This window comes from Intestinibacillus sp. NTUH-41-i26, from assembly GCF_032769475.1.
GTDB classification, from domain to species: Bacteria; Bacillota; Clostridia; order Oscillospirales; family Butyricicoccaceae; genus Agathobaculum; species Agathobaculum ammoniilyticum.
Window position 1 is genome coordinate 616417 of record NZ_CP136477.1, and the last position, 21436, is coordinate 637852.

General features: G+C 62.0%; 19 protein-coding genes. 6 read left to right on the forward strand and 13 right to left on the reverse strand.

Annotation, left to right across the window (positions count from 1 at the left end; all coding sequences use genetic code 11):
- Positions 1-48 precede the first annotated feature (48 nt).
- Positions 49-789, reverse strand: coding sequence for a tRNA 2-thiocytidine biosynthesis TtcA family protein (locus tag RX717_RS03005; protein ID WP_054326721.1), 741 nt, complete (start codon positions 787-789; stop codon positions 49-51).
- Between the two features lie 264 nt (positions 790-1053).
- Here RX717_RS03005 and rplM point away from each other — a divergent pair, with 264 nt between their 5' ends.
- The 4 genes from rplM to ytvI all read left to right on the forward strand — a co-directional run bounded on the left by rplM (position 1054) and on the right by ytvI (position 4443).
- Positions 1054-1482 carry a 50S ribosomal protein L13 gene (rplM, locus tag RX717_RS03010; protein WP_054326722.1) on the forward strand — a complete coding sequence of 143 codons (429 nt, stop codon included), beginning with the start codon at positions 1054-1056 and terminating at the stop codon, positions 1480-1482.
- A gap of 15 nt (positions 1483-1497) precedes the next feature.
- Positions 1498-1905 carry a 30S ribosomal protein S9 gene (rpsI, locus tag RX717_RS03015; protein ID WP_054326723.1) on the forward strand — a complete coding sequence of 136 codons (408 nt, stop codon included), beginning with the start codon at positions 1498-1500 and terminating at the stop codon, positions 1903-1905.
- 161 nt (positions 1906-2066) lie between these two features.
- Positions 2067-3068 (forward strand): copper amine oxidase N-terminal domain-containing protein, encoded by a 1002-nt coding sequence (locus tag RX717_RS03020; protein WP_054326724.1) that lies wholly within the window; start codon positions 2067-2069, stop codon positions 3066-3068.
- A gap of 301 nt (positions 3069-3369) precedes the next feature.
- Complete coding sequence (ytvI, locus tag RX717_RS03025; protein ID WP_054326725.1) at positions 3370-4443, forward strand: sporulation integral membrane protein YtvI; 1074 nt, start codon at positions 3370-3372, stop codon at positions 4441-4443.
- 69 nt (positions 4444-4512) lie between these two features.
- Here ytvI and RX717_RS15885 read toward each other — a convergent pair whose 3' ends face one another.
- From RX717_RS15885 to RX717_RS03065, 9 genes are all read right to left on the reverse strand, one after another.
- Complete coding sequence (locus RX717_RS15885) at positions 4513-5106, reverse strand: MATE family efflux transporter (RefSeq protein ID WP_442908788.1); 594 nt, start codon at positions 5104-5106, stop codon at positions 4513-4515.
- Complete coding sequence (locus RX717_RS15890; RefSeq protein ID WP_442908789.1) at positions 5043-5861, reverse strand: MATE family efflux transporter; 819 nt, start codon at positions 5859-5861, stop codon at positions 5043-5045. Before RX717_RS15890 ends, RX717_RS15885 begins: the two co-directional genes overlap by 64 nt.
- Before the next feature lie 158 nt (positions 5862-6019).
- Entirely contained in the window at positions 6020-8722 is a 2703-nt protein-coding gene (locus RX717_RS03035) for an ABC transporter permease (RefSeq protein WP_316960539.1), read from the reverse strand.
- 13 nt (positions 8723-8735) lie between these two features.
- Positions 8736-9404 (reverse strand): ABC transporter ATP-binding protein, encoded by a 669-nt coding sequence (locus RX717_RS03040; protein ID WP_054326726.1) that lies wholly within the window; start codon positions 9402-9404, stop codon positions 8736-8738.
- Positions 9405-9686: 282 nt separating this feature from the next.
- A complete protein-coding gene (locus tag RX717_RS03045) occupies positions 9687-10583 on the reverse strand; it encodes a sensor histidine kinase (protein ID WP_054326727.1) in 897 nt (298 codons plus the stop codon).
- On the reverse strand, positions 10580-11248 hold the full coding sequence (locus RX717_RS03050) for a response regulator transcription factor (protein ID WP_054326728.1): 669 nt from the start codon (positions 11246-11248) through the stop codon (positions 10580-10582). Before RX717_RS03050 ends, RX717_RS03045 begins: the two co-directional genes overlap by 4 nt.
- A gap of 1378 nt (positions 11249-12626) precedes the next feature.
- On the reverse strand, positions 12627-13451 hold the full coding sequence (locus tag RX717_RS03055; RefSeq protein WP_316960540.1) for an ABC transporter permease: 825 nt from the start codon (positions 13449-13451) through the stop codon (positions 12627-12629).
- Between the two features lie 20 nt (positions 13452-13471).
- Positions 13472-14215: an ABC transporter ATP-binding protein gene (locus RX717_RS03060; protein WP_054326729.1), complete on the reverse strand. Its 744-nt coding sequence runs from the start codon at positions 14213-14215 to the stop codon at positions 13472-13474.
- Between the two features lie 14 nt (positions 14216-14229).
- On the reverse strand, positions 14230-14994 hold the full coding sequence (locus RX717_RS03065) for a TraX family protein (protein ID WP_316960541.1): 765 nt from the start codon (positions 14992-14994) through the stop codon (positions 14230-14232).
- Between the two features lie 214 nt (positions 14995-15208).
- On the opposite strand from RX717_RS03065, the gene RX717_RS03070 reads away from it, so the two are divergent.
- Positions 15209-15916: a LytR/AlgR family response regulator transcription factor gene (locus RX717_RS03070; RefSeq protein WP_054326731.1), complete on the forward strand. Its 708-nt coding sequence runs from the start codon at positions 15209-15211 to the stop codon at positions 15914-15916.
- A gap of 12 nt (positions 15917-15928) precedes the next feature.
- Positions 15929-17209 carry a sensor histidine kinase gene (locus RX717_RS03075; RefSeq protein WP_316960542.1) on the forward strand — a complete coding sequence of 427 codons (1281 nt, stop codon included), beginning with the start codon at positions 15929-15931 and terminating at the stop codon, positions 17207-17209.
- A 60-nt stretch (positions 17210-17269) separates the two neighbouring features.
- Here the strand turns inward: RX717_RS03075 and RX717_RS03080 are convergent, their stop codons facing one another.
- The 3 genes from RX717_RS03080 to RX717_RS03090 all read right to left on the reverse strand — a co-directional run bounded on the left by RX717_RS03080 (position 17270) and on the right by RX717_RS03090 (position 21424).
- Positions 17270-18886 carry a mannitol dehydrogenase family protein gene (locus RX717_RS03080; RefSeq protein ID WP_316960543.1) on the reverse strand — a complete coding sequence of 539 codons (1617 nt, stop codon included), beginning with the start codon at positions 18884-18886 and terminating at the stop codon, positions 17270-17272.
- A 177-nt stretch (positions 18887-19063) separates the two neighbouring features.
- Entirely contained in the window at positions 19064-19699 is a 636-nt protein-coding gene (locus RX717_RS03085) for a GNAT family N-acetyltransferase (RefSeq protein WP_316960544.1), read from the reverse strand.
- A gap of 90 nt (positions 19700-19789) precedes the next feature.
- Entirely contained in the window at positions 19790-21424 is a 1635-nt protein-coding gene (locus tag RX717_RS03090) for a class I adenylate-forming enzyme family protein (RefSeq protein ID WP_186949983.1), read from the reverse strand.
- Between the last annotated feature and the right edge of the window lie 12 nt (positions 21425-21436).

Genomic DNA, 21436 nt, shown 5'->3' on the forward strand with positions numbered 1-21436 from the left:
CAAAGGGATTTGTGTAAAAAATGAAAAAAACCGCCCAGGGCGGTTTTTCTATTTGGGCCGTTTGGGGGTGCGCGTGCGGTCGGGCGCCCAGCCCTTCAGCGGGTAGCGCTGGATCGCGCCGAAAATCCGCTCGCGCAGGCCGGGCATGGTCTGTTCAAGGCTTTTAAGCAGGTCCTTGATCTCCTGCCGCTTGGTGTTGCCGTCCGCGGGGCAGGGGTTATGCACGATCGGAAGCACATGCCGCGCGGCGAACGAGCGGACATAGTACTCCGGCGTATACAGCAGCGGCCGGATGAGCGTGATTCCAGTGCGGTCAAGAAAGGTTACCGGCTGGAAGCAGGAGATGCGGCCCTCATAAAACAGCGAAAGCATATAGGTCTCCACCACGTCGTCAAAGTGGTGGCCGAGCGCGACCTTTTTGCAGCCGGCGGCCTTCGCGGCTTCGTGCAGCGCGCCACGGCGCATCTTGGCGCACAGCGCGCAGGGGTTCTCCTCCTTGCGGATATCGAAGATGATCGGGCCAATCTGGGTCGGGATGCGGATATATTCCACGCCCAGCTCGTCGCACAGCGCCTGGACCGGAGAGAAATCCATCTCCGCGTAGCCCATCTCGAGCGTGATGGCCACGATCTCGAATTTTTGGGGGTAAAATGCCCTCAGCTTCGCCAGCGCGACGAGCAGCGCGAGCGAATCCTTGCCGCCTGACACGCCAACCGCGATGCGGTCGCCCTCTTCAATCATATGGTAGTGGTCCACCGCGCGGCGGACGTAGGAAAGCATTTTCTGCATGATGCGGCCTCGTTTCCGTTAAATACCTATTATTTATATCAGAAAACGCGCGCGGAAGCAAATACAAAATTTGAAATGCAAAACGAGAAATGGTGAGCATGAAAGAGGAAACAAGAGATAAACGGAGAATATTGTGGATTGCAGATAAAATTTGAAAAAACCGCTTGACTTGCCGGAAATGATATGTTTTAATAGATATGCTCGCTTGGAGCGCATGAAAATGTTGTCAAATTACTTTTGATATAAAAAACGGAGGAAGAAAACATGTCTACTTTTATGGCTAAGGCAGAGACTGTCGAGCGTAAGTGGTATGTGCTGGACGCCGCGGGCAAGCCGCTCGGCCGCACCGCCGCTACCGCCGCCATGCTGCTGCGCGGCAAGCACAAGGCTGAGTTCACCCCCCATGTTGACTGCGGCGATTTCGTTATCGTGATCAACGCGGACAAGGCGGTTCTGACCGGCAAGAAGCTCACCCAGAAGTATTACCGCCACCACACCGGCTGGGTCGGCGGCCTGAAAGAGGTCCAGTACAAGACCCTGATGGCGGAGAAGCCGGAGTTCGCGATGCAGCTGGCCGTTAAGGGCATGCTGCCGAAGAACTCGATCGGCCGTCAGTCCGCGACCCGTCTCAAGGTTTACGCGGGCGAGAACCACAACCATCAGGCGCAGAAGCCCGAGAACTGGGAAAAGTAAGGGAGGAACCAACTGATGTATACACCTAAGAAAGCTTATTTCTACGGCACCGGCAGAAGAAAGTCCTCCGTTGCCCGCGTTCGTCTGTTCCCGGGCGGCACCGGCGAGATCAAGATCAACAACCGCACGATCGACAACTACTTCGGCCTTGAGACGCTGAAGATGGTCTGCCGTCAGCCGTTTGAGACGACCGGCACCGCCGGCAAATTCGACGTGGAATGCACGGTTTCCGGCGGCGGCTTTACCGGTCAGGCCGGCGCGATCCGTCACGGCATCGCCCGCGCGCTGCTGCAGGCGGACGCTGAGCAGTACCGCCCCGCGCTCAAGGCGGCGGGCTTCCTGACCCGTGACCCGCGCATGAAGGAACGCAAGAAGTACGGCCTCAAGGCTGCACGCCGCGCTCCGCAGTTCTCCAAGCGCTAACGTCTGTATTTCCGCAGAACAGGCAAGCACCCGAAAGCCAAAGCTTTCGGGTGCTTTTTTCCGTCCGTGCGGCAAAAAAAATTTGACTTCGATTGAAAAACATGGAACCTTAGGCGGGCGCGCTCCGTCAAAAAGGCACAACGAAAAAGGAGGAGACTCGTATGAAGAGAATCATAGCAGGCGTTCTTGGCGCGATGCTGCTAGGGACGGCCGCAGGCGCGGCGGAACAGCCCGCAGAGCCATACCAGCCGCAGCCCTATCGGATCACGGAGCAGGCGGAGATCGTGGAGGTGCATACCTCGGTTCATGAGGGGGATATCACGCTGGTGCCGCGGATCACCGTTAAGACCGACACCTGGGATGAATTGACGCTCATGCTGGGCGAGGATACCTTTCTGGCGGACGCGCGGGATGGCACGGTAAAGCGTATGACCGATGTAAGCGGCCAGACAGACGCGCTGCAAACCGGTGACACCCTGCTTGTCACCTATGAGCCGGAGATGACCCGAAGCATCCCGCCGCAGACCCATGCGGAACTGGTCGTCACCCATCCGGACGAGGGCGTTACGCCGCACCTGCTGGATGTGGAGGTGTTGTATCGCGATGAAACGGTGCGCTTCCTGACCGATAACGCGGGTTTGGTCGTCAGCGTGGACGCGCAGACGCCGGTGCAGACGCTGTATGGCGAGGCGGCGGAGGCCGCGGACCTGCATATGGGGGCAACGGTCGTCGCTTGGTATGACATCGTGGCGTTGTCCATGCCCGGGCAGACGGCCGCGCAGAAAGTCGTGCTTCTGCCCCAGCAGGACCGGACGTTTACCATCCTGACTGGCGGCGATATTGCAATCGCGCAGGGCCGTGTGGAAAATGGCGTGGCGATGGTGCCGGTGCGCGCGGTCGCGGAGGCGCTGGGCTATACCGTATCCTGGGATGGAGTGGATGAGAGCGTTCGGCTCTCACTGGACGGAAGCGCCGCAGCGGATATCTGGCTGGGAGAGGACCGGTACAGCTTGGGCGACGGCGGCAGCGGCCTGGCGCTGGGGGCGGCCTCCTACGAAGTGGATGGCGTGAGCTGGGTGCCGGCCGAGGTATTCACGCGGCTGGGTCACTCCGGACAGGCGCTGACGGGAAGTGTCATGCACCTGAGCGGAAGAATGGAATAAGCGGAAAAGGCGCGGGGCATCCGCGCCTTTTCTGTTTGTGCGGCGACATGCCGTCCGGCCGTTAAGATGCGGTTAATATTGTCCGCCTTCGGTTGACAGGGAGGGACGCCGCCGCTATAATAAGGAAAAATGCCGCGAAAGGGACCGCATAAACCAGGAATGACACCGCTGACAATCCTGCGGACGAACAGTAAACCACACCGATAAGGAGTAAGCAAGGCATACCTGTCCCCTTGGAGGAAGGGGCGGCGGGGCATGCCTTTTTCTGTTGTCTGCCCTGCGCGCGGCTGGGAGTGTTTCCATGAATCTGGATAAAAAAAGAACGTTTATCGTCAATACCCTGTATTTCGGCATCATGCTGCTGCTCGCGGTCGTGCTGCTCAAATACGCGCTGCCGCTGCTCGCGCCGTTCGTGATCGGCTTCGTGCTTGCCTACCTGCTCAAGCGGCCGATCCGCTTTGCCTCGCATAAGCTGCATATCAGCCGGAAAGCGGCGGCGATCGCGCTGGTGCTGGTATTTTACTGCACCATTGGGTTGCTGCTGGCGCTGCTGGGGATCAAGGCGTTTTCCGCTGCCGGAGACTTCCTGCGTGGGCTGCCCGGCTTTTACACCGCGCGGGTGGAGCCTGTGCTCATGAGCATTTTCAGCGGAATTGAGCAGTCCGTCCTGAGTATTGACGAATCCCTGATCGCTTCCCTGGAACAACTCTGGGGGCAGTTCGTGGAATCGCTCGGCCAGCTGGTGTCCAGCCTGTCCGCCGGAACGATCAGCGTGCTGTACAGCCTGGCGGGTTCCCTGCCCGGGCTGTTCATCAAGCTCCTGCTCATGATTATTTCCACGTTTTTTATCGCTATGGACTACGACCGCATCACCGGTTTCTTTATCCGTCAGATGAGCGAAAAGGCGCAGGAGGTGTTTTGGGAGATCAAGACCTATGTCACAGGTACGCTGTTCGTCTGCATCCGTTCGTATGCGCTCATCATGTCGATCACATTTGTAGAGCTGTCCATCGGCCTGACGGTCGTCGGGATCGAAAACGCGGTGGTGATTGCGCTGCTGATTGCGGTCTTTGACATCCTGCCCGTGCTCGGTACAGGCGGCATCATGATCCCATGGGCAGCCATCACGGCGATACAGGGCGAGTTCAAGCTCGCGCTGGCGCTGTTCGCGGTATATATCGTGGTCACGATCATCCGCAATATCATCGAACCCAAGATCGTGGGCAGCCAGCTTGGCCTGCATCCGGTGGCGACGCTTGCGAGTCTGTTCCTCGGCGCACAGCTGTTCGGCGTGGTCGGCCTGTTCGGGTTCCCGATTGGCCTGTCGCTGCTACGCTACCTCAATGAGCAGGGGACGATCAAAATATTCAAATAGGCTTTGCCGAAAAGCATGCACCTCAAAAGAAATGACCGCCCGCGGGCGGTCATTTCTTTTGAGGTGCGGTCAGCGGGAGGTGGACGGGGCGGGCGCTTTGCCGAGCGTGCGGGTGTAGCGCGCCATGCGCTGCACGACGAATACCGCCACGATCAGCTCGGTCACCGGCATGGCGAACCACAGCGCCCCGGGCGCGGCGAACGCGGGCAGCGCATAGATCAGCGCGCCGCTGATGACAAGCCCTCGGGCGACCGACACGATAAACGCCGCGCCCGGCTTCATCAGGGATTGGAAATAGTAGGTGGAGAAGATGTTAAGCGGCAACAGCAGGAACGAGATGCCATAGCTGCGCATGATGGCGGGCGCGGCGGCGAGCACGCTCTCGGTCGGGGACATGAACACGCGCACGAACCCGTTGGGGACGGCGAGCACCAGCGCGGTCCAGAAGACGCTGAAAAACGCCACAGCATACAGCGCATAGCGCAGCGTCTGCCGGATACGCCGCCATGCCCGCGCGCCGAGGTTGCGCGAGAGAATGGGCTGCGCGGCCTGTCCTACGCTGTACGCGCAGCACTGGACAAAGGTGCTGATATTGACGATTATGCCGTAGACCGCCAGGCCGTCCGTGCCGATATAGCGCATGATCTGGCGGTTGAACAGCATGGTGAGGATACCCATGGCCACATCGATGAAAAACGTGGAAAAGCCGGTGACAAGGATTTGCTGGGTCTGGAGCAGTATCCGCTTCGGGCGCACCAGCCGCAGCGTGCAGCGGCGCGAAAAAAGTGCGTCAGCATCACGCAGAAAGAAATGCCCGCGCCGATCGCGGTCGCCAAGCCCGCGCCGAAAATGCCCATATCGCAGGCGAATACGAAAAACCAGTCGCCAAAGACGTTGAAGATACCGCCAGCCAGCACGCCTGCAGTCGCCAGGGCGGGGCTGCCGTCGTTGCGCAGGAATGCGGCGAGCATCTGGTTGAACAGGAAAAATGGAACGGTGAATTTGATGGGCAGCAGGTAATCCTGCGCGAGTGGGAGCAGCGCGTCCGACGCGCCGAACAGCCGCAGCATGGGCGCGTCGAAAAACGCGACGATGCCCCACCAAAGCACGGAGAACAGCACCGCAAGGCCGAGCGCGGCGGTAAAGTACTCGTTTTCATCCTCGTGCCGCATACCCTTGCTGCCGCGCAGCGTGGAGAACAGCACCGACCCGCCGATGCCCGCCAGCAGGCCGAAGCTGTAAATGATGTTCCATACCGGCGCGACCACGGCCAGGGCCGCCGTGCCATCCGGCCCCTGGTACTGGCCGACCATCGCCATATCCACGATGCCGTAAATCGAGCTGATGAGCGCGCTGCCGAACGCTGCGGCCAGATACCGGAAGTACAGCGGACGAATGCTGTCTGTCAGCAAATTCATGTGTTTGAACCTCCCTTTGCGGGCGTTAAAAAAGCCGGATAAGGAACAGGCATCCCAGCCTGTCACCTTATCCGGCTTATCATTTCCCGCGAATGACTCGCCCTCCGAGTGAGCGGTATCATTGTAGCACGGGGGGATGGTAAAGTCAAGCGGTGGTTTTATTCATCTGTGCGCAGCCGCTCGACCACGCTCAGCCGCGCGGTGCTGCGGTAGGTGGCGAGCGGGATGAGCAGCCCCAGCGCGGCGAACACCGGTAGCAGCAGCACGAGGGGCAGGATGGAGAATTTATAGGTGAAGAACCAGAACACGGTCGAGCAGCCGGCGCCCACTAGCGGCCCGAGCGTCACGCTGAGCGCAAGACTCAGTGCGAGCGCGAGCAGGGCGTAGTACAGCCCCTCGAGCATGAGCATGCGTTTGAGCTGCTTTCCGGTCATACCGATAGCCTGCAAGACGGCGAACTCGTGCCGGCGGGTGATGATGCCGGTCAACACCGCGTTTAAGAAGTTTAAAGCGCCGACCAGACCGATGATCAAGCTCAGTGCGAGGCCCAGTGTCAAGAACATGGTGCGGAAGCTGTCAAACTCGGCCTGATAGGTCGCCTTGCTCTCGTAATCGAACAGCGGCTGCACGTTTTCGGTGTAGTCCTTGAGGAAGGCCTCCATGCTGCCGTCCGTGCCGTCTGCTACGTCGAACACATAGGTCATGACCGAGCTGGTCTGCGTGTCACGCTTGAACTGCTCCGCGCCCATCACGAACTCGTCCGCGCCGTAGTAGCGGTAGTCGAGCGAGTGGGGGACGAGTACCGCGGCCACGACCGTGTATTCCGCGTCGCGGTAGGTCTTGGCGCGCGAGCTGATGCCGCGCCCACTGTCATAAGCCGCGTCCACCTGCTCGGGCGGGATGATTTCGCCGGTGTCCGAATAAAAGTACTCGAGCTCCTCCACATAGCGCAGGCGAACCTTGTCACCCACCTTCGCCCAGTTCGAGCCCTCTTGCGCGTCGCCGTAGTCGTCGGACATATAAACCGCCGCGACCGCGTTGGCGGTGGGGTCGGCGAGCGCGGACAGGTCGCCCTCCAACACTTCGAGTTTGGAAAGCGGGAAATCCTCCATGCCGTAAAGTTGGACGCGGTCGGCCAGCAGGCCGTTTTCGTCGCGCTCCTCATCCGCGACCATGAGGTCGAGCGTTTCTGGAGAGTTCCATTGCCCCCAGCTCTGGCGGAACCAGTCCTCGGTGACGAACTCCTGCACGTTCGACACCTTGCCGTAGATGCGGCCCGCGTCCGTGACGCCGCCCTGTGCGCCGATGTCCGCAATGACGTTTTCCGGCACCGCCTCATCGGTCGAGGTAAAGCCTGCGCCGGTCTGGAAGTAGGCCGCGTCGCCGACGACGAAATCGACCGCCGACTTGCTTGAGAGGTACTTATCCATGTCAAAGCCGATGGCGAAGGTGTAGGTGAGCTGCATGAGCACCACCGCGAGCGCGAGCGAAAGGACGGTGACGACCGTTTTGCCGCGGCTGCGGCCGAGGTTCATCCACGCCATGCGCGGCAGCCTGGCGCCGTAGGCCGCGCGCTTTGCCGCAGTGTGCCGGCCTGTTGCCTTTTTCGGCTTTTTCGCGCTTGCGTCCGTGTAGCGTACCGCCTCGACCGGCGATACGCGCGCGGCCATTTTGCCCGGCTTGCGGCAGGAGATGCGTACGGTGATGAGCGAGAATACGGTTGCAAACACAAAGATGAGCGGGCTGAGGGACACAGTCTCGTGCATCCCGTCCAAGCGCGAGATGACGACCGGCACCAACCCCGCGCCGACGAAATACCCGCCCGCAAGGCCGATGGGGATGCCGACGAGCGAAAGCAGGTACGCCTGCCGCCGGATCATGCGGCGAATCTGCCGGCCGGTCGTGCCGATGGTCTTGAGCAGCCCGTAAAAGCGGATGTCGCCCGTGACCGAAATCTGGAACACATTGTAGATGATGAGATAGCCGGTGAAGATGATGAGCGCCAGCATGGCGGCGATGGCGATGACGGTCATGGGGTCGGCCTGCGCGGCAAGCTGCGCGCCCGAATAGCCCCAGTTGACGCCGATGCCGATATAGTCCTCCTCTCCGGCGTTTTCGCACTGATAGCCGTGGTTTGCGAGGATCTGCGTCAGATCTTCGCGGATGTGCAGTGAACTGGCGAGCATCACGTCGAGCGACCAGGTACCGGTCGCGGTATAGGGGTTGCCCGTGGACAGGGCGCACAGCTCGTCGGCCGCCGAGCGGGGCAGCAGGACGTGGGAGGCGGTAATGGCGCTGTCGTACTCCCACCAGCCGCAGAGCGTGAACGTGCGCTCGACCACATGCGCGTCCTCGGTGTTGCCGTCGATGGCGATGGGCAGGGTGAACCTTGCGCCGATTTTAGGCTCCACGCCCAACAGGGAGAGTACGCGGGTGTCGGCCGCGGCCTCGTCCGTACCCTCGGCGGGCAGGCGGCCCTCGACCGGCTCGATGAAGTAATGTTTGGCCTGCGTCGGGTCCATGTAGCTGACCTCGATATGGCTCTTGTTAAACGGCGGGTCGTCGCTCGTCATGCCCACCATCAGGCGGGTGCCGGACTCCTGGATGAGGGGATCGTCCCGCAGCTCGGCCACCTGCGCTTCGGTCAGGTCCTTAAACGTGCCGTGGTTGTCGCCGCCCGCCTGCCGGAAGTTGCCCTGCTGGAACGAGTCGTTGATGGACATGGCGATGGTGAACAGCGAGGTAAACAGCACGGTCGTCAGCGCGATGGCGATGACCGCAATGATGTTGCGCGTTTTCGCCGCCTTGAGGCTGCGGTCGGACAGGCGGCGGATGCACCTTTTGTTGGGAACGTTCAGCATATCGCGCGCCCCCTTACGAATGGACGATGCGGCCGTCCTCGATGCGGACGATCCGGTGCGCGAGTTGGGCGATCTCCTCGTTGTGGGTAATCATCACAATGGTCTGGCCGAACTTCTCGCTCGTCACCTTGAGCAGCGCGAGCACGTCCTGGCTGGTTTTGCTGTCCAGGTTGCCGGTCGGCTCGTCCGCCAGGATGATGGCGGGCTTGGTGGCGAGCGCGCGGGCGATGGCCACGCGCTGTTGCTGGCCGCCCGAAAGCTGGCTGGGCAGATTGGACAGCTTGCTTTCCAGCCCCAGCGTGCGGATGATCTCGTCCACATAGGCGCGATCGACCGTGCCGCCGTCCAGCTCGATGGGGAGTACGATATTTTCGTACACGCTCAGTACGGGAACAAGATTATACGCCTGGAACACGAACCCGATGCGCCGGCGGCGGAAAATGGTCAGCTCGTCGTCCTTCAGCGCGAAGATGTCGTTCCCGTCCACATAGACCTTGCCGTCCGTCGGGCGGTCCAGCCCGCCGAGCATGTGCAGCAGGGTGGATTTGCCCGAGCCGGATGTGCCGACCACCGCGACGAATTCGCCGTTTTCGACCGCAAGGTCCACGCCGTCGAGCGCGCGCACCTCGGTATCGCCCGCGCCGTAAATCTTGCGCAGGGCCTGTGTCTGTAAAACCTTCATAAAAGGAACCTCCCAAAAAAAGTCTGTATCGCACCCTTGGGTACAATACAGACGATACCATGCAATTCTGTCGAGAGCCTGTCGGAAATCTAACAGTTTTGTTAGATTGCTGGAGGAAGCGCTCCAGCGGGGGAGTTTCACGGCCTGCGCACAGTTCCTCGCCGTCCACAGACGGCGAAATTTTCCAGCCCGCGAAGCGCGGGCAAATCATCCGTGCCAGTGGGCCAAACATGCGCTGCATATGTGCCATCATGCGCTTCCGCGGAGCGGCAACCACAGCCGCTACGCTTTGGGCAAAAACAGTGAAAACGTGCTGCCTTCCCCAAGGCGGGAGGCTACCTTGATATACCCGCCGTTCGCCGCGGCGATTTCGCGGGCGAGATACAGTCCCAGCCCAACGCCCTGCTCGCCCCGCACGGCGGGGGAGCGGTAGAACCGCTGGAACACCCGTCCGCATTCCTCCTCGGCAAGGCCGATGCCGGTGTCCGCCACGTCGATGCGGCAGAACAGCTCATAGGGCGTGACCGACACCGTGATGCAGCCGCCCGACGGCGTGTACTTCACGGCGTTGTCGATCAGGTTGCCCAGCGCCTCCTGCGTCCACTTGGGGTCAAAGCGCGCCGCCGCTGCCGTATCCGGCGGCGCAAGGAGCGCAACGCCCTTTTCCGCAGCCTTAGGCGTGGCTTCGCGCAGGGCGGCGGAAACCAGCGCCTGCACGCTGGCTTCCTTCGGGTGTACCTCGATCGCGCCGGTTTCCAGCCGGCCGGCCTTGACCAGTGACGCGATGAGAAACTGCAGCTTCTCGGCCTGCGCGGTGAGCTGCGCGACGCAGTCGCGGCAATCCGGCGGCAGGCCCTTGTCCGCCAGCAGCCCAGCGTACAGCAGCAGGTTCGCGATCGGCGTTTTGGTCTGATGCGAGATATCCGCGATCAGCGCCTGCACACGCGCCCGATCCTCGGCAAGTCGCGCGGCGGACGTGCCGCTTGCGTCCAGATACCGCTTGAGCCTGGCCTCGACCGCGGACAGGCGGCTTTCGTCAAAATGCGTGGGGACAAACGCGCCGCACACCGCGTCGTCCAGCATGCGGTCCAGGCTGTTCATGGTGCGGCGCAGGCGCAGCCGGTCGTAAACAAGCACGGCCAGCGCCAGCAGCACGGCGGCCAGGGCGACATACTTCATGTCTCCACCGCCCAACTGTACCCCACGCCGTATACGGTTTTGATGGGTGCGTTTTTGCCCAGCTTGCGCCGCAGCCGACCGACCGTGACCGACAGCGCGTTCTCGTCCACATAGTCCGCCCCGTCCGTCCAGATGCGGTCGAGCAGCGTGTCGCGCGGCAGGGTATGCCCGCGGTTTTCGACGAGCAGGCGCAGCAGCCGTTGCTCGGTCTGCGAAAGCTGGAGCGGCCTGCCCTCCACGGCGAAGTCCAGCCGGTCGAAATCAAAGCGGAACCTGTCCTGTTCGAACACAGCGGGCGCGGCGGCGGGGGCGTTGCGGCGCAGCGCGGCCTCCACGCGGGCGCGCAGCACGGCCAGTGAAAAGGGCTTGGTGATATAGTCGTCCGCACCCAGCGTCAGGCCGGTCACGATATCGGTTTCCAGGTCGTTCGCGGTCAGCAGGATGACCGGCGGGCCGCCCGTGTCGCGCGTCTCTTCGAGCAGCGCCAGCCCCGAGCCGTCCGGCAGGTTGATATCAAAGATGGCAAGGTCGAAGGTTGCGGCGGCGAGCGCCCGCCGCGCGTCCGCGCAGCCGGATGCCAGCGTGCAGGCGTGCGCGCCGCCCAGCGCAAGCGTCAGCCCGCGGCCGAGCGCGGGGTCGTCCTCAACGATCAGGATGTGTTCCATGGCAATCACCTCACGCTCCCCATTGTAGCACAAACAGAGCGCGCTTAAAAGCGCGCCCTGTGAAAAATGGTTTAGGAATGGATGTGCAGCGCGCGGCACACGCTTTTCCGTGTCACGCGGTACACGAGATACAGCAGCGCGGATACCGCCGCGACCACGATCAGGCACGCGCCCATGCCCGCCAACTCGGAACGGGTAAAGCCGAGGGGGTCGCCGTTGAAGTACATGATCATCATATAGAATATCCAGATCAATCCGGTGCCGACCAGCGCGGGGACGAGGAACACCCGACTGATCTGTCCGCGCACCGAGCGGAACAGATAGCCGTTGGACGCGCCGAGGTGTCGCAGGTCGTCATACACGCGGGCATTGACGAGCGCGATGGTCATGCAGCGGGTAAATGCGATGACGATGACCGCCGCAAAGCACACGATGGCGATAAAGATGAACAGCATGAGGAACACCGCCATGGTGGTGACGAAGTCGTTCTGGTCGAGGATGCGGAACTGGGGCATGTATTTCCAGTAGTTGCGGAAGCCGGAGGAATCGCGGTCGCTGTACTCCGGCGTGAACAGGCCGCGGGAGGCAGCCGCCTCGGGGGAATAGTCGTAGACCTCGCCCGCCTGTGCGGCCAGCGCGGCCGCTACATCGTCGTAATAGTCCCCGACCTCGACTTCCGGACCCGAACGGTCCACAATCTCATCAAACAGCGCCTTGGCGAAGGGATAGCTATTCTCCACATCCGTCACGTTAAAGAACACATATTCCTCGCGCCATACGTCGGTCAGCCCCTCGGTGAGCACGGCGTAGTCTATATCGTCCAGCACATAGCAGCCAAGCAGCATGGTGTACCGCAGCGGCTCGATCGGGGTCACGTCCAGCTCCGCGCCGGTCGCCATGTTGGTCAGGTGGGTTGCGTCGCCGCCCGAAAGATAGCCGCTGCCGCCCTCGTCGTCCAGAATGTTGGCGCACGCGCCCGCGGGGATATCCACGTCCTGTCCGGTCAGGGCGTTGTACGCGCTTTCCGAGAAAAAGGTTGCGCCGTGCAGCAGCTTGGCATATGCGGTCGTGTAGGTGGTGCCGAAGCCGGTATCCGTCTCGATGGAGTAGGTGCCGTCCTTGCCCAGTACGGCCGCGCCCTGTTGCGCCCAGGAGGTGATCTCGACGTTTGTTTCCTCCGCCAGCGCCTGCACCTCGTCCCGTTGGGGCAGGGACTGGTCCGCGCGCCAGTGGTATTCGTAGTCGATCGGGCGCGCGGCGTAGGCGTTTTCCGAGCTGGTGGACAGCATGGGCGCGTAGAACGAGGCGAAGTACGCACCCGCGATCAGCAGGGTCATTACCAGCATGTTGCGCACGGTCTGGCGGCCCTGGAATTTCATCATGGAGACGGAGATGATGTGCTTATAGCGGTTTGCGCCGCGCCTCCAGCCGTTGACCACTGTGTGCAGCAGCACCATGTACAGGCCGGCAAGGGCGGGCAGGTAGAAGAGCGCGTCCACCGCGCCGGGGCATACCAGTGTAGCACCTTGACGAAAAACGTCGGCATCATATAGCCCAGCACGGCGCCGAGCAGCATCAGCAGGATGCCGGCCGGTCCGTACCAGCGCGGCACCGTGCGGATGGGTTCGGATTTATGGGATTCCTGCACGATGTCGATGATGTTGGTGCGGCGGATGAAGCGCGCGGCGAGCGTGAACAGCATCACGACCACATAGGCCGAAAACGCCAGCGCGAGCAGGTAGGCCTGCGGGTCGAACGACAGCGGCATCTCCTGCGAGTCCACAAGGAAGGTGCGGAAGCCCTGCCAGACGGCCCACGCGAGCGGCGCGCCCAGCGCCGCGCCTGCGGCGCACGAGCCGAACGCGATCAGAGTAAGCTCCTTGACCAGCTCGCGGCGGAGCTGGCCGCGCGACGCGCCGAGCGCGAGGAATACGCCGGTCGCGCGCGATTTCTGGCGGAAAAACAGCCCTGCGGCATAGGTGGTGAATACCGCGCAGCCCAGCACCGCCAGTACAAACACCATCACAACCTGCTTGCGGCTGTCGCCGCCCTCGGGCAGAATGGTGAGGATGGTGGGCGAGCGCATCATGCACGCATAGGCAGTGATGAGCAGCACGGAAAAGAAGCAGCACCCCGCGAGCAGCCCGTACTGCCCGCGGTTTTTGCGGCGCAGCGCCGCGTAGACTTGGGAAAAGGTTTTCATCGTGATCACGTCCCCCTATACTACTCCGCTGACATTTCGCGGATGGCGTCCAGCAGTTCGTCCTGAAACGCACCGCGCGCCTTGTCCGCGCGGGCGAGTACGCGCCATACCACGCCGTCGCGCAGGATGACCACGCGGTCGCAGAACGAGGCTGCGAACGAGTCGTGCGTGACCATGAAGATGGTCGCGCCGAGTGCCTGCCGCGCCTGCGCAAAGCTGTCGATGACCGCGCGGGAGGACTTGGAGTCCAGGTTGCCGGTTGGCTCGTCGGCCAAAATGAGCAGCGGGTGGTTGATGAGTGCGCGGGCGACCGCGGTGCGTTGCTTTTCGCCGCCCGAGATCTCGGCGGGGTATTTGTTTTTGATGGCGGTGATGCCGAATACGTCGCACAGGCTGTCCGCTTCGTTCTCCATGTCGCGTCCAGCCTGGCCGGCGATGATGCGGGGCAGCAGGATGTTTTCGCGCACGGTTAGCCCGTCGAGCAGCAGGAAGTCCTGGAACACAAAGCCCAGCTTGCGGTTGCGCACCTGCGCGAGCGCGTCCTCGTCCAGACGGGCCAGCTCCTCCCCTCGCAGGGTGATGCTGCCGCTGTCCGCGGGGATGTAACAGGAGATGCAGTTGAGCAGCGTGGTCTTGCCCGAGCCGCTTGGTCCCATCACGGCGACGAATTCCCCCTCATTTACGGCAAGGGATACGCCTTTGAGCACCTCATAGGTCGTTTTTCCGACCTGATAGGATTTGTGGAGGTCTTGAACAGATAACATAACGGATACTCCTTTCAAAAAATAACGAACTGTATTACAGCGATGGCCGCCAGATGTGCGGGATAGAACGCATAGAATACCCATTTGGGAATCTTAAGGTCAAGGCGCGTGGGGAGGAAGAGGAGCGGCGCGGCAAACACGGCGAAGAACGACCAGTCGATGCAGAGGCCGCCGACCGCAAGGCTCAGCGGATCGCCCGGCATCACGCCGAGGCAGGTGATGAACTGCGCGCAGTACAGCGCCGCGCCCACGGCCGGATGGTTGCGGCACAGGTAAAAGATCAGCATGTACTGGATGCCCATACCGGAATAGTCGAAGTTCCACCAGGAAACCACGAAGAACGCCGCGAGAAACAGCCACCATTTGCGCTCCTTGAGCCCGTACATGGCGAGCAGGGACAGGAACAGCGTGCAGAAGATGTTCCAGTTTGTGAACTGGGCGACAAAGTCATGCGGGTGGAAGGCCAGCACATAGAACGGCTGGGAGATCACCGCGAACAGGCCGAGCCGGAACAGATATTTTTTAATGTCCCGCGTGTAGAGCAGGCCGACCGTCATGCAGTAGCAGAAGATCGGAAACGCGATGCGCCCCACCCAGCGGAACCAGGCCGCCTCGGGGAAGAACGCGCCGCCGATGTGGTCGATCAGCATGGCGAAAATGGCGATGAGCTTGAGGAAATTCGTATCCAGATTGGTCCTGAGCCTGGGCGCGCCCGCTTCAAACGTGGGCGGCGTGGTCAGTACGGTGCGGATGCGGGATAAAGTCAGCTTTGCAGTCATGGCCGATGTCCTCCTTTTTCTTGTCTCCAGCATACCGCGGCCGGCGGGCGAAAACAAACGGCCCTGCCAAAAATGGCAGGGCTGATGTAACGTTTGGCCGGCGGGCAGCGTGGGACGTCATAATCCGCACGTCTGCTGTAAAGTTTGGTTTGGCGAAAGGGAAGCCTTGTGATATAATTTGTTCTGGTAAAGAGTAAACAAAGGGGGGAAGCCCATGCTTCGCATCGGCATCTGCGACGATTCAGCGGAGGCGCGGCTCGGCCTGCGCGCTATGCTCGAGCGCCTGCTGGACAAGCGCGCGGTCGAGTGCCAGATCTATGAATTTTCCTCGGGCGAGGGGCTGCTCGGCTGGATGGAAAAGCACACGGGTGAGATCGATCTCGTATTCCTGGATATCGAGATGGGCGGCCTGAACGGCATGGAAGCCGCCAAGGCCCTGCGGGAGCGGAGCGATGCCCTGCAGCTCGTATTCGTCACCGGCTACACGGATTTTGTGTTCGACGGGTACGCGGTCGGCGCGCTCGGCTATGTGATGAAGCCGCCCCAGCCCGAGCAGATCGGCGATGTGCTCACCCGTGCGCTCGCGGCGCAGTTTAACGAGGCAGACAAGGTGTTCCTGTGCCGCAATACGGACGGCCTGTTCCGCATCCCGAAAAAGTCCATCCGCTATTTCTACTCCGACCGGCGGCAGGTCACCTGCGTGACCGACACGCGTAGGCTGACCTTCTACGCGCGGCTGGACGATGTGGCCGAGGCGGTGGGGGCGGCGTTCGTGCGCATCCACCAACGGTATCTGGTGCGCGCGGGCGCGGTCGACCGCGTGGAGGGCGGCACGGTCGTGATCGGGGAAGAGAAGCTGCCGATCAGCCGGTCCTGCCAGCCCACGGCGCTCGCGGCCATCGCGCGCGCCATGCTGGAATAAGGGGGCGCGCAGATGACGGCATGGGACTTTCTTGCATGGCTGGCGACCGTGCTGCTGGGCGGCGTCCTGCCCGCCCGCACGGCGCTGCGCTTTCTGGCTGCGCCCAAGGGGCGGGTGCGCTGGATTGCGCCGTATCTGGTGCTGGGCGCAGCGCTCGGCATGCCGACGTGGATGGGGGACGGCAACCCGCTCTACTACTTCCCGTTCTTGATCGCTGCTTTTTTGATCGGCTACGGCGGCAGTCTGGCCGCGCGGCTGGTGGTGGGCGTGTTTTTTTTTGAATGGATCATCGCGTGGAGCATGATCGTGGACACGCGCGCGGTGCTGCCGGGCTCGGCGGACTACTGGGGCGCGGTCGTGTGGAAGCTGGCGGCTTGGGCCGCGGTGTGGTTGCTCGTGCGCCGCGCGCTGCGGGACGGCCGGCAGATCGCGCTCTCCGGCCGACTGTGGGCGTTGCTGGGGCTGCTGGCGCTCTCGCCGCTGCTCAGCGAGCTGGCGTTCTCCCTATGGAACGTCCGCGCCTACACGGAGGAGATTGTGGACGGGGTGCTCGATGCCGCGTTCTACACGCTGCTGCCGTTCGTGTTCGTCTCCTCGGTCGCGCTGCTACTCGCGGTCGTGCTGCTTTCACGGCACCAGGCGCTTGAGCAGGAACATCAGCTCGCGGATATGCGCGAGCTGTACTACCAGGGCATCCGGCGTGAGCAGGAGCAGGTGCGCCGCCTGCGGCACGATATGCGCAACCACCTGACCGCGCTTTCCGGCCTGCTCGAGCAGGGGGAGGCCGGCCGCGCGGCTGAGTATGTGCGCAGCCTGCAGGCTGCGTCCGGCCCCTCCGGCGCCGGACGCTTTACGGAAAACGACACGGTCAATATCGTATTATCCGCCAAGGCGCGCGAGATCGGCGAGGCGGGACTGGAGGCGGATATCCGCGTCTTCCTGCCGGAAAAATTGCCGGTCGCCGACCCTGACCTGTGCGCGCTGTTTGGCAACGCGCTGGACAACGCGGTCGAGGCGGCGAAGGACGCGGTGGACAGGCACATCACCGTGCGCGCCCGCGCGGAGAAGGGGCTGCTGATGCTGCGCGTGGTCAACGCCTACGCGGGCAAGCGGGAGGAAAAGCCGGACGGGCTGTTCGGCACCACCAAGGCGGACCAGCGCGCGCACGGCTTCGGCCTGCGCGGCATGCGCGAGATCGCTGCGCGTTACGGCGGCACGCTCGAGGCGGCGGCACGGGATGGGAAGTTTGAGCTGGTGGCCTGCCTGCCCCTTGCGGAAAGTCGGACCGAATAGCTGGCAGCGCGTCATAGAAAAAAGCATCGGATGATTTTTCATCCGATGCTTTTGTGTTTTTTACCAAGCGGGTTCCGGCTCTTTTTCGCCGCAGTATTTGTGCAGGGTCTCGCGGACCGCGTGTGGGCCGCGGTTCAACTCGTTAAACAGTGCGACGACCCTTTCCCCCACGCCGACCTCGAACAGGTTGATGCCGAAGTACATGGTGCTGGAAAGCAACGGGTACAGGCGCTCCTCGGTCACCTGGTCGCCCAAGCGGACCTCGCCGAGCAGCTTGTGGACGTTTCCGATCCGCGCGTCCGGACTGAGCTGGAACGGCTGACCCTCATCGTCCACGCCGACGAGATAGCGCAGCCAGCAGGCCAGCACGAGCGGGATATAGGTCAGGTGGGTCGCCCGATGCATGGGTACGGGGGAGTTATAATAGGCCTTGAGCGTTTCCCCGAAGCGGATGGCGAGCTTGCGGCTGGTGTCGGTCGCGATGCGCTGGGGCGTATCCTGTAGGAATGGATTGGGATACCGCTCGCCGAGCACCTCGTGCAGGAACGCGAACGGGTCGATCACGCCGGGGTCGGTGACGAGCGGCATGGCCTCGCGTTCGGACATGCGGGTGATCAGGTTCACCAGGTCGGGGTCCTGCATTTCGTCGCAGATGCGGGTGTAGCCGAGCAGGCAGCCGAACAGGCCCAGCGCGGTGTCCATCGGGTTCATGCAGGTGCAGGCTTTCATGCGGGCCGACTTTTCCACGATCGAGCGGCTGGTCAGGATAACGCCGAGCTGCTCGAACGCGGGATGGCCGTTCGGGAAATCGTTTTCGATCAGCAGGTGCTGCGGACGCTCGGAATTGACATAGGCCGCGGCGACCGTGCTTTTGGAGGTCGTGAAGATCTCCATGCCGCTCAGCCCGTCTTCCTGCAGCATAGCGCAGACGCGCTCGTCCGGATGCGGGGTGATCTTGTCGATCATGGAGAGCGGGTAGGTCAGCTTTTTGGTGATATAGTCAAAGTCCTCCTGCGTGATGTGTCCGTGTTCGAGCCAGCCACCGGCGAGGTCGGTCGTCATGCGGCGGAGCAGGTGGCTGTTGTTCTGGCAGTTGTCGAGCGAAACCAGCGCGACTGGCGCAAGACCGGCGCGGGCGCGCGCGAGGCACAGTGCCGTGATGCGGCCGGCAAACGTGGAAGCAGCTTGCGGGCCTTGCAGGATATCCTGACCGACCGCGGGTAAAAAATGGCGCTGGTCGTCGCGCAGGACGTAGCCTTTTTCCGTGATGGTGAACGACACCATCTGCAGGTCGGGGCTGGTGAAAATCTGGCGCAGGCGGTCCTCGTCCTCGCTCATCTTCAGGCTTTCTGTGACCGAGGCGACAACCTCCTTGTTGACCGTGCCGTTGGGATACACGGTCGCGACGATCGAGAGATGGTCGCAGTTCCGGTAGCAGCGGTCGATCAGCTCCTCGTCATAGCCGTCGCAGCAGATCACGCCGGCTCGGGAAAGGCGGGCGGTCAGCAGGCGCTGTGCAAGCACAGCGGGGAAAGCGCGGAACAGGTTGCCAGCGCCGAAATGCAGCCAGACCGGATGGGCCTTGGTGTAATCGCGGGCAGCCTGGATATCATACTGCGGCAGGCGGTAGCCTTTCCAGGAAAGGTTTTGCGAAAGGTTTTCAAGAGAAAGTTTCATGGGTTCACATCCTTTGGTGTTCATAAGAATGGGAATGCGGTGTGCCGATGGATACTCATATATATAGTATACCAAAAACGCAGATGAAACAATGTTTTTTAAGCGCGGCGGCCGCATTTTTCCATTCCGGCCGCCGCGCTGCGCTTTCTCGGAAAGGGCGGGGCAGCCCCGCCCTGCCTATGCCAGGAAGGAGCGGCTTATGATATAAAATTCCTCTTGGCTGGGCAGACGGCGCTTTTCCATGGGCTCCAGGCTGTCATCATACCGCGCCGCCGCCTTCTCATCGACCTCCATAGCGGGGCTGCCATAATATACCCAGCGTTCCCCGCCGAGTGCATGGGGGACAAGCTCCTTGACCAGCATCGCCGCGGGGAAGCGCCCGTCCTCCGTGGCGATATGGAACCGCCTGCAGCTCTGAAAGCCGCGGCCCACATAATTGGCGGGACTGCCGAAAATAACGATCCCATCATACCCAAGGGCGGCCGCACGCACGAATGAATGCTCCATCAGCCGCGTCCCATAGCCTTTCCGCTGGTACTCCGGCGCGATGCTGAGCGGGCCGAACGTCAGGATATCCTTTTCCATACCCGACTCGCCGACCAGCTTGGCTTTTGTATACATAATATTGCCGATGACCTGCCCGTCCAGCTCGAGTACGAAATCCAGTTCCGGCAGGAAGTCCGCATGCCCGCGCATGCAGTGGACCAGGTAATGCTCCACACAGCCCGGGATATAAATATTGTAGAAAGCACGGCGTGTGAGCGTTTCCACGGCGGTATAGTCGCCTGCCGTTTCATTGCGTATCACCATCATGTGACCATCTCCTTTCGGTTTGTCGACGGATAAAAAGGAGCTGCAGGACGGCCGGCGTCCCGCAGCCCACTGCATGGTTCCCCCTGCCGGTCAGCCCAGCGCCTCGCGCAGCTTGTAATGCATCAACTTGCCGGTTGCGGTGTGCGGCAGCTCGTTAACGATATGGTAGACGCGCGGCCACTTATAGGAGGACAGCATGGGGCTTTGTGCGCAGTACGCTTTGAGCTCCTCTGTGGTCAGGCTGTCGTCCGACGGGACGACGTATGCCGCCACGACTTCGCCGCGCAGCGCGTCCGGCACGCCGATGACCGCGCTTTCCGCGACCTTGGGGTGGCCGTTGAGCACGGCTTCAATCTGCGCCGGATAGATATTCTCGCCCGCGGACACAATCATGTCGTCCTTGCGTCCGGCAACGGTAACGAATTCATCTTCATCCCAGGTACCCACGTCGCCGGTGTAGAGCCAGCCCTTATAGAATTTTCGGGCGGTCATTTCCGGATTATTGAAATAGCAAAACGCGCTTTTCGCGGGGGAGGAAATGATGATCTCGCCCGGAGTCTCCCCGTCGCGCGGGACGGTATCCTCCGGCTCCGCGTGCGCGCCGTCCGCGCGGAGGGCGACCAGGCGCACCTCGTCGTCCGTGCAGGAGCGGCCGGCTGAGCCAGCCCGGGCGGGCAGGTCGAACGGACGCAGGAAAGTGTTCCAGAACGTTTCGGTGGTGCCGTAGCCGTTGAAGATATTGGGGGTCAGAAGCTGCATGTATTTTTCGCATGCGGCCTTTTCAAACGGCGCGCCCATGGTTACGATGCCGCGCAGCGCGGACAGGTCGGCGGGCGTGCGTTCCTGGGTGCGCGCGAGCATGGCGATGATGGTCGGTACGCCGATCAGGAAAGAGATGCGGTATTTTTCCGTGTATTCCAGACAGCGCTTGGGCGCGAAGTCGCGCAGGATGACGACCTCGCCTCCCGCGTACAGGGTCGGGCAGGGGCCACCCGAATGGATGCCGCCGCGGTGGAACCAAGGGGTCATATTCATCGTGCGGTCGGTCGGACCCAGCGGGAAATGCATCATCACATCATGCGCGGAAAGCACCTCGTTGACATTGTTGATCGGCACGCCCTTGGGCCGGTTGGTCGTACCCGAGGTATACAGGCGGGTGGTTTCGTCGTAGATATGGGGGGCGAAATCGACCGGCGGGTCGGTCTCCGGCTGGCCGGACACATAATCCGGATAACAGACATGACCGTCGGGCGCCTGCGCGCCGCCCCGGTAATCGACCATCACAACGGCCTGCGGCTTGTACTCGCACAGCGCAAGCGCGCCGCCGGACAGTTCGCCGAAGGCAGCGTCGTACAGGAATGCCTTGGGGCGGCTGTCGTCGATCACGAGCGCGATTTCGCCCGCGCCCTGGCGGTAGTTGACCGGACAGGCGATGGCGCCGATCTTGTGCGCCGCCAGATAGCAGAACACGAATTCAGGAGAATTGAGCAGGGCGAACATCACCACGTCATTTTTCCCCACCCCGTCCGCGCGCAGCGCGTGCGCCAAGCGGTTGGCTGCGGCATTCAGCTCGCGGTAGGTCCAGCGGCGGCCAGAGAGAGGGTCGTGCAGCGCCGGCCGCGCGCCGAAACGGGATACGTTGCGTAAAAAACCGTTCAAATAGGTGAACCGAGTCTCAAAGGTGTCCCGAAACATGGACACATCATAGGTATATTCATTCTTCATTTCAAAGGGGCC

Coding starts and splice junctions, on each gene's coding strand:
- RX717_RS03005 (WP_054326721.1), bottom strand. CDS start 789: ATGCAGAAAATGCTTTCCTACGTCCGCCGCGCGGTGGACCACTACCAT.
- rplM (WP_054326722.1), top strand. CDS start 1,054: ATGTCTACTTTTATGGCTAAGGCAGAGACTGTCGAGCGTAAGTGGTAT.
- rpsI (WP_054326723.1), top strand. CDS start 1,498: ATGTATACACCTAAGAAAGCTTATTTCTACGGCACCGGCAGAAGAAAG.
- RX717_RS03020 (WP_054326724.1), top strand. CDS start 2,067: ATGAAGAGAATCATAGCAGGCGTTCTTGGCGCGATGCTGCTAGGGACG.
- ytvI (WP_054326725.1), top strand. CDS start 3,370: ATGAATCTGGATAAAAAAAGAACGTTTATCGTCAATACCCTGTATTTC.
- RX717_RS15885 (WP_442908788.1), bottom strand. CDS start 5,106: ATGCTGTTCAACCGCCAGATCATGCGCTATATCGGCACGGACGGCCTG.
- RX717_RS15890 (WP_442908789.1), bottom strand. CDS start 5,861: ATGAATTTGCTGACAGACAGCATTCGTCCGCTGTACTTCCGGTATCTG.
- RX717_RS03035 (WP_316960539.1), bottom strand. CDS start 8,722: ATGCTGAACGTTCCCAACAAAAGGTGCATCCGCCGCCTGTCCGACCGC.
- RX717_RS03040 (WP_054326726.1), bottom strand. CDS start 9,404: ATGAAGGTTTTACAGACACAGGCCCTGCGCAAGATTTACGGCGCGGGC.
- RX717_RS03045 (WP_054326727.1), bottom strand. CDS start 10,583: ATGAAGTATGTCGCCCTGGCCGCCGTGCTGCTGGCGCTGGCCGTGCTT.
- RX717_RS03050 (WP_054326728.1), bottom strand. CDS start 11,248: ATGGAACACATCCTGATCGTTGAGGACGACCCCGCGCTCGGCCGCGGG.
- RX717_RS03055 (WP_316960540.1), bottom strand. CDS start 13,451: ATGAAAACCTTTTCCCAAGTCTACGCGGCGCTGCGCCGCAAAAACCGC.
- RX717_RS03060 (WP_054326729.1), bottom strand. CDS start 14,215: ATGTTATCTGTTCAAGACCTCCACAAATCCTATCAGGTCGGAAAAACG.
- RX717_RS03065 (WP_316960541.1), bottom strand. CDS start 14,994: ATGACTGCAAAGCTGACTTTATCCCGCATCCGCACCGTACTGACCACG.
- RX717_RS03070 (WP_054326731.1), top strand. CDS start 15,209: ATGCTTCGCATCGGCATCTGCGACGATTCAGCGGAGGCGCGGCTCGGC.
- RX717_RS03075 (WP_316960542.1), top strand. CDS start 15,929: ATGACGGCATGGGACTTTCTTGCATGGCTGGCGACCGTGCTGCTGGGC.
- RX717_RS03080 (WP_316960543.1), bottom strand. CDS start 18,886: ATGAAACTTTCTCTTGAAAACCTTTCGCAAAACCTTTCCTGGAAAGGC.
- RX717_RS03085 (WP_316960544.1), bottom strand. CDS start 19,699: ATGATGGTGATACGCAATGAAACGGCAGGCGACTATACCGCCGTGGAA.
- RX717_RS03090 (WP_186949983.1), bottom strand. CDS start 21,424: ATGAAGAATGAATATACCTATGATGTGTCCATGTTTCGGGACACCTTT.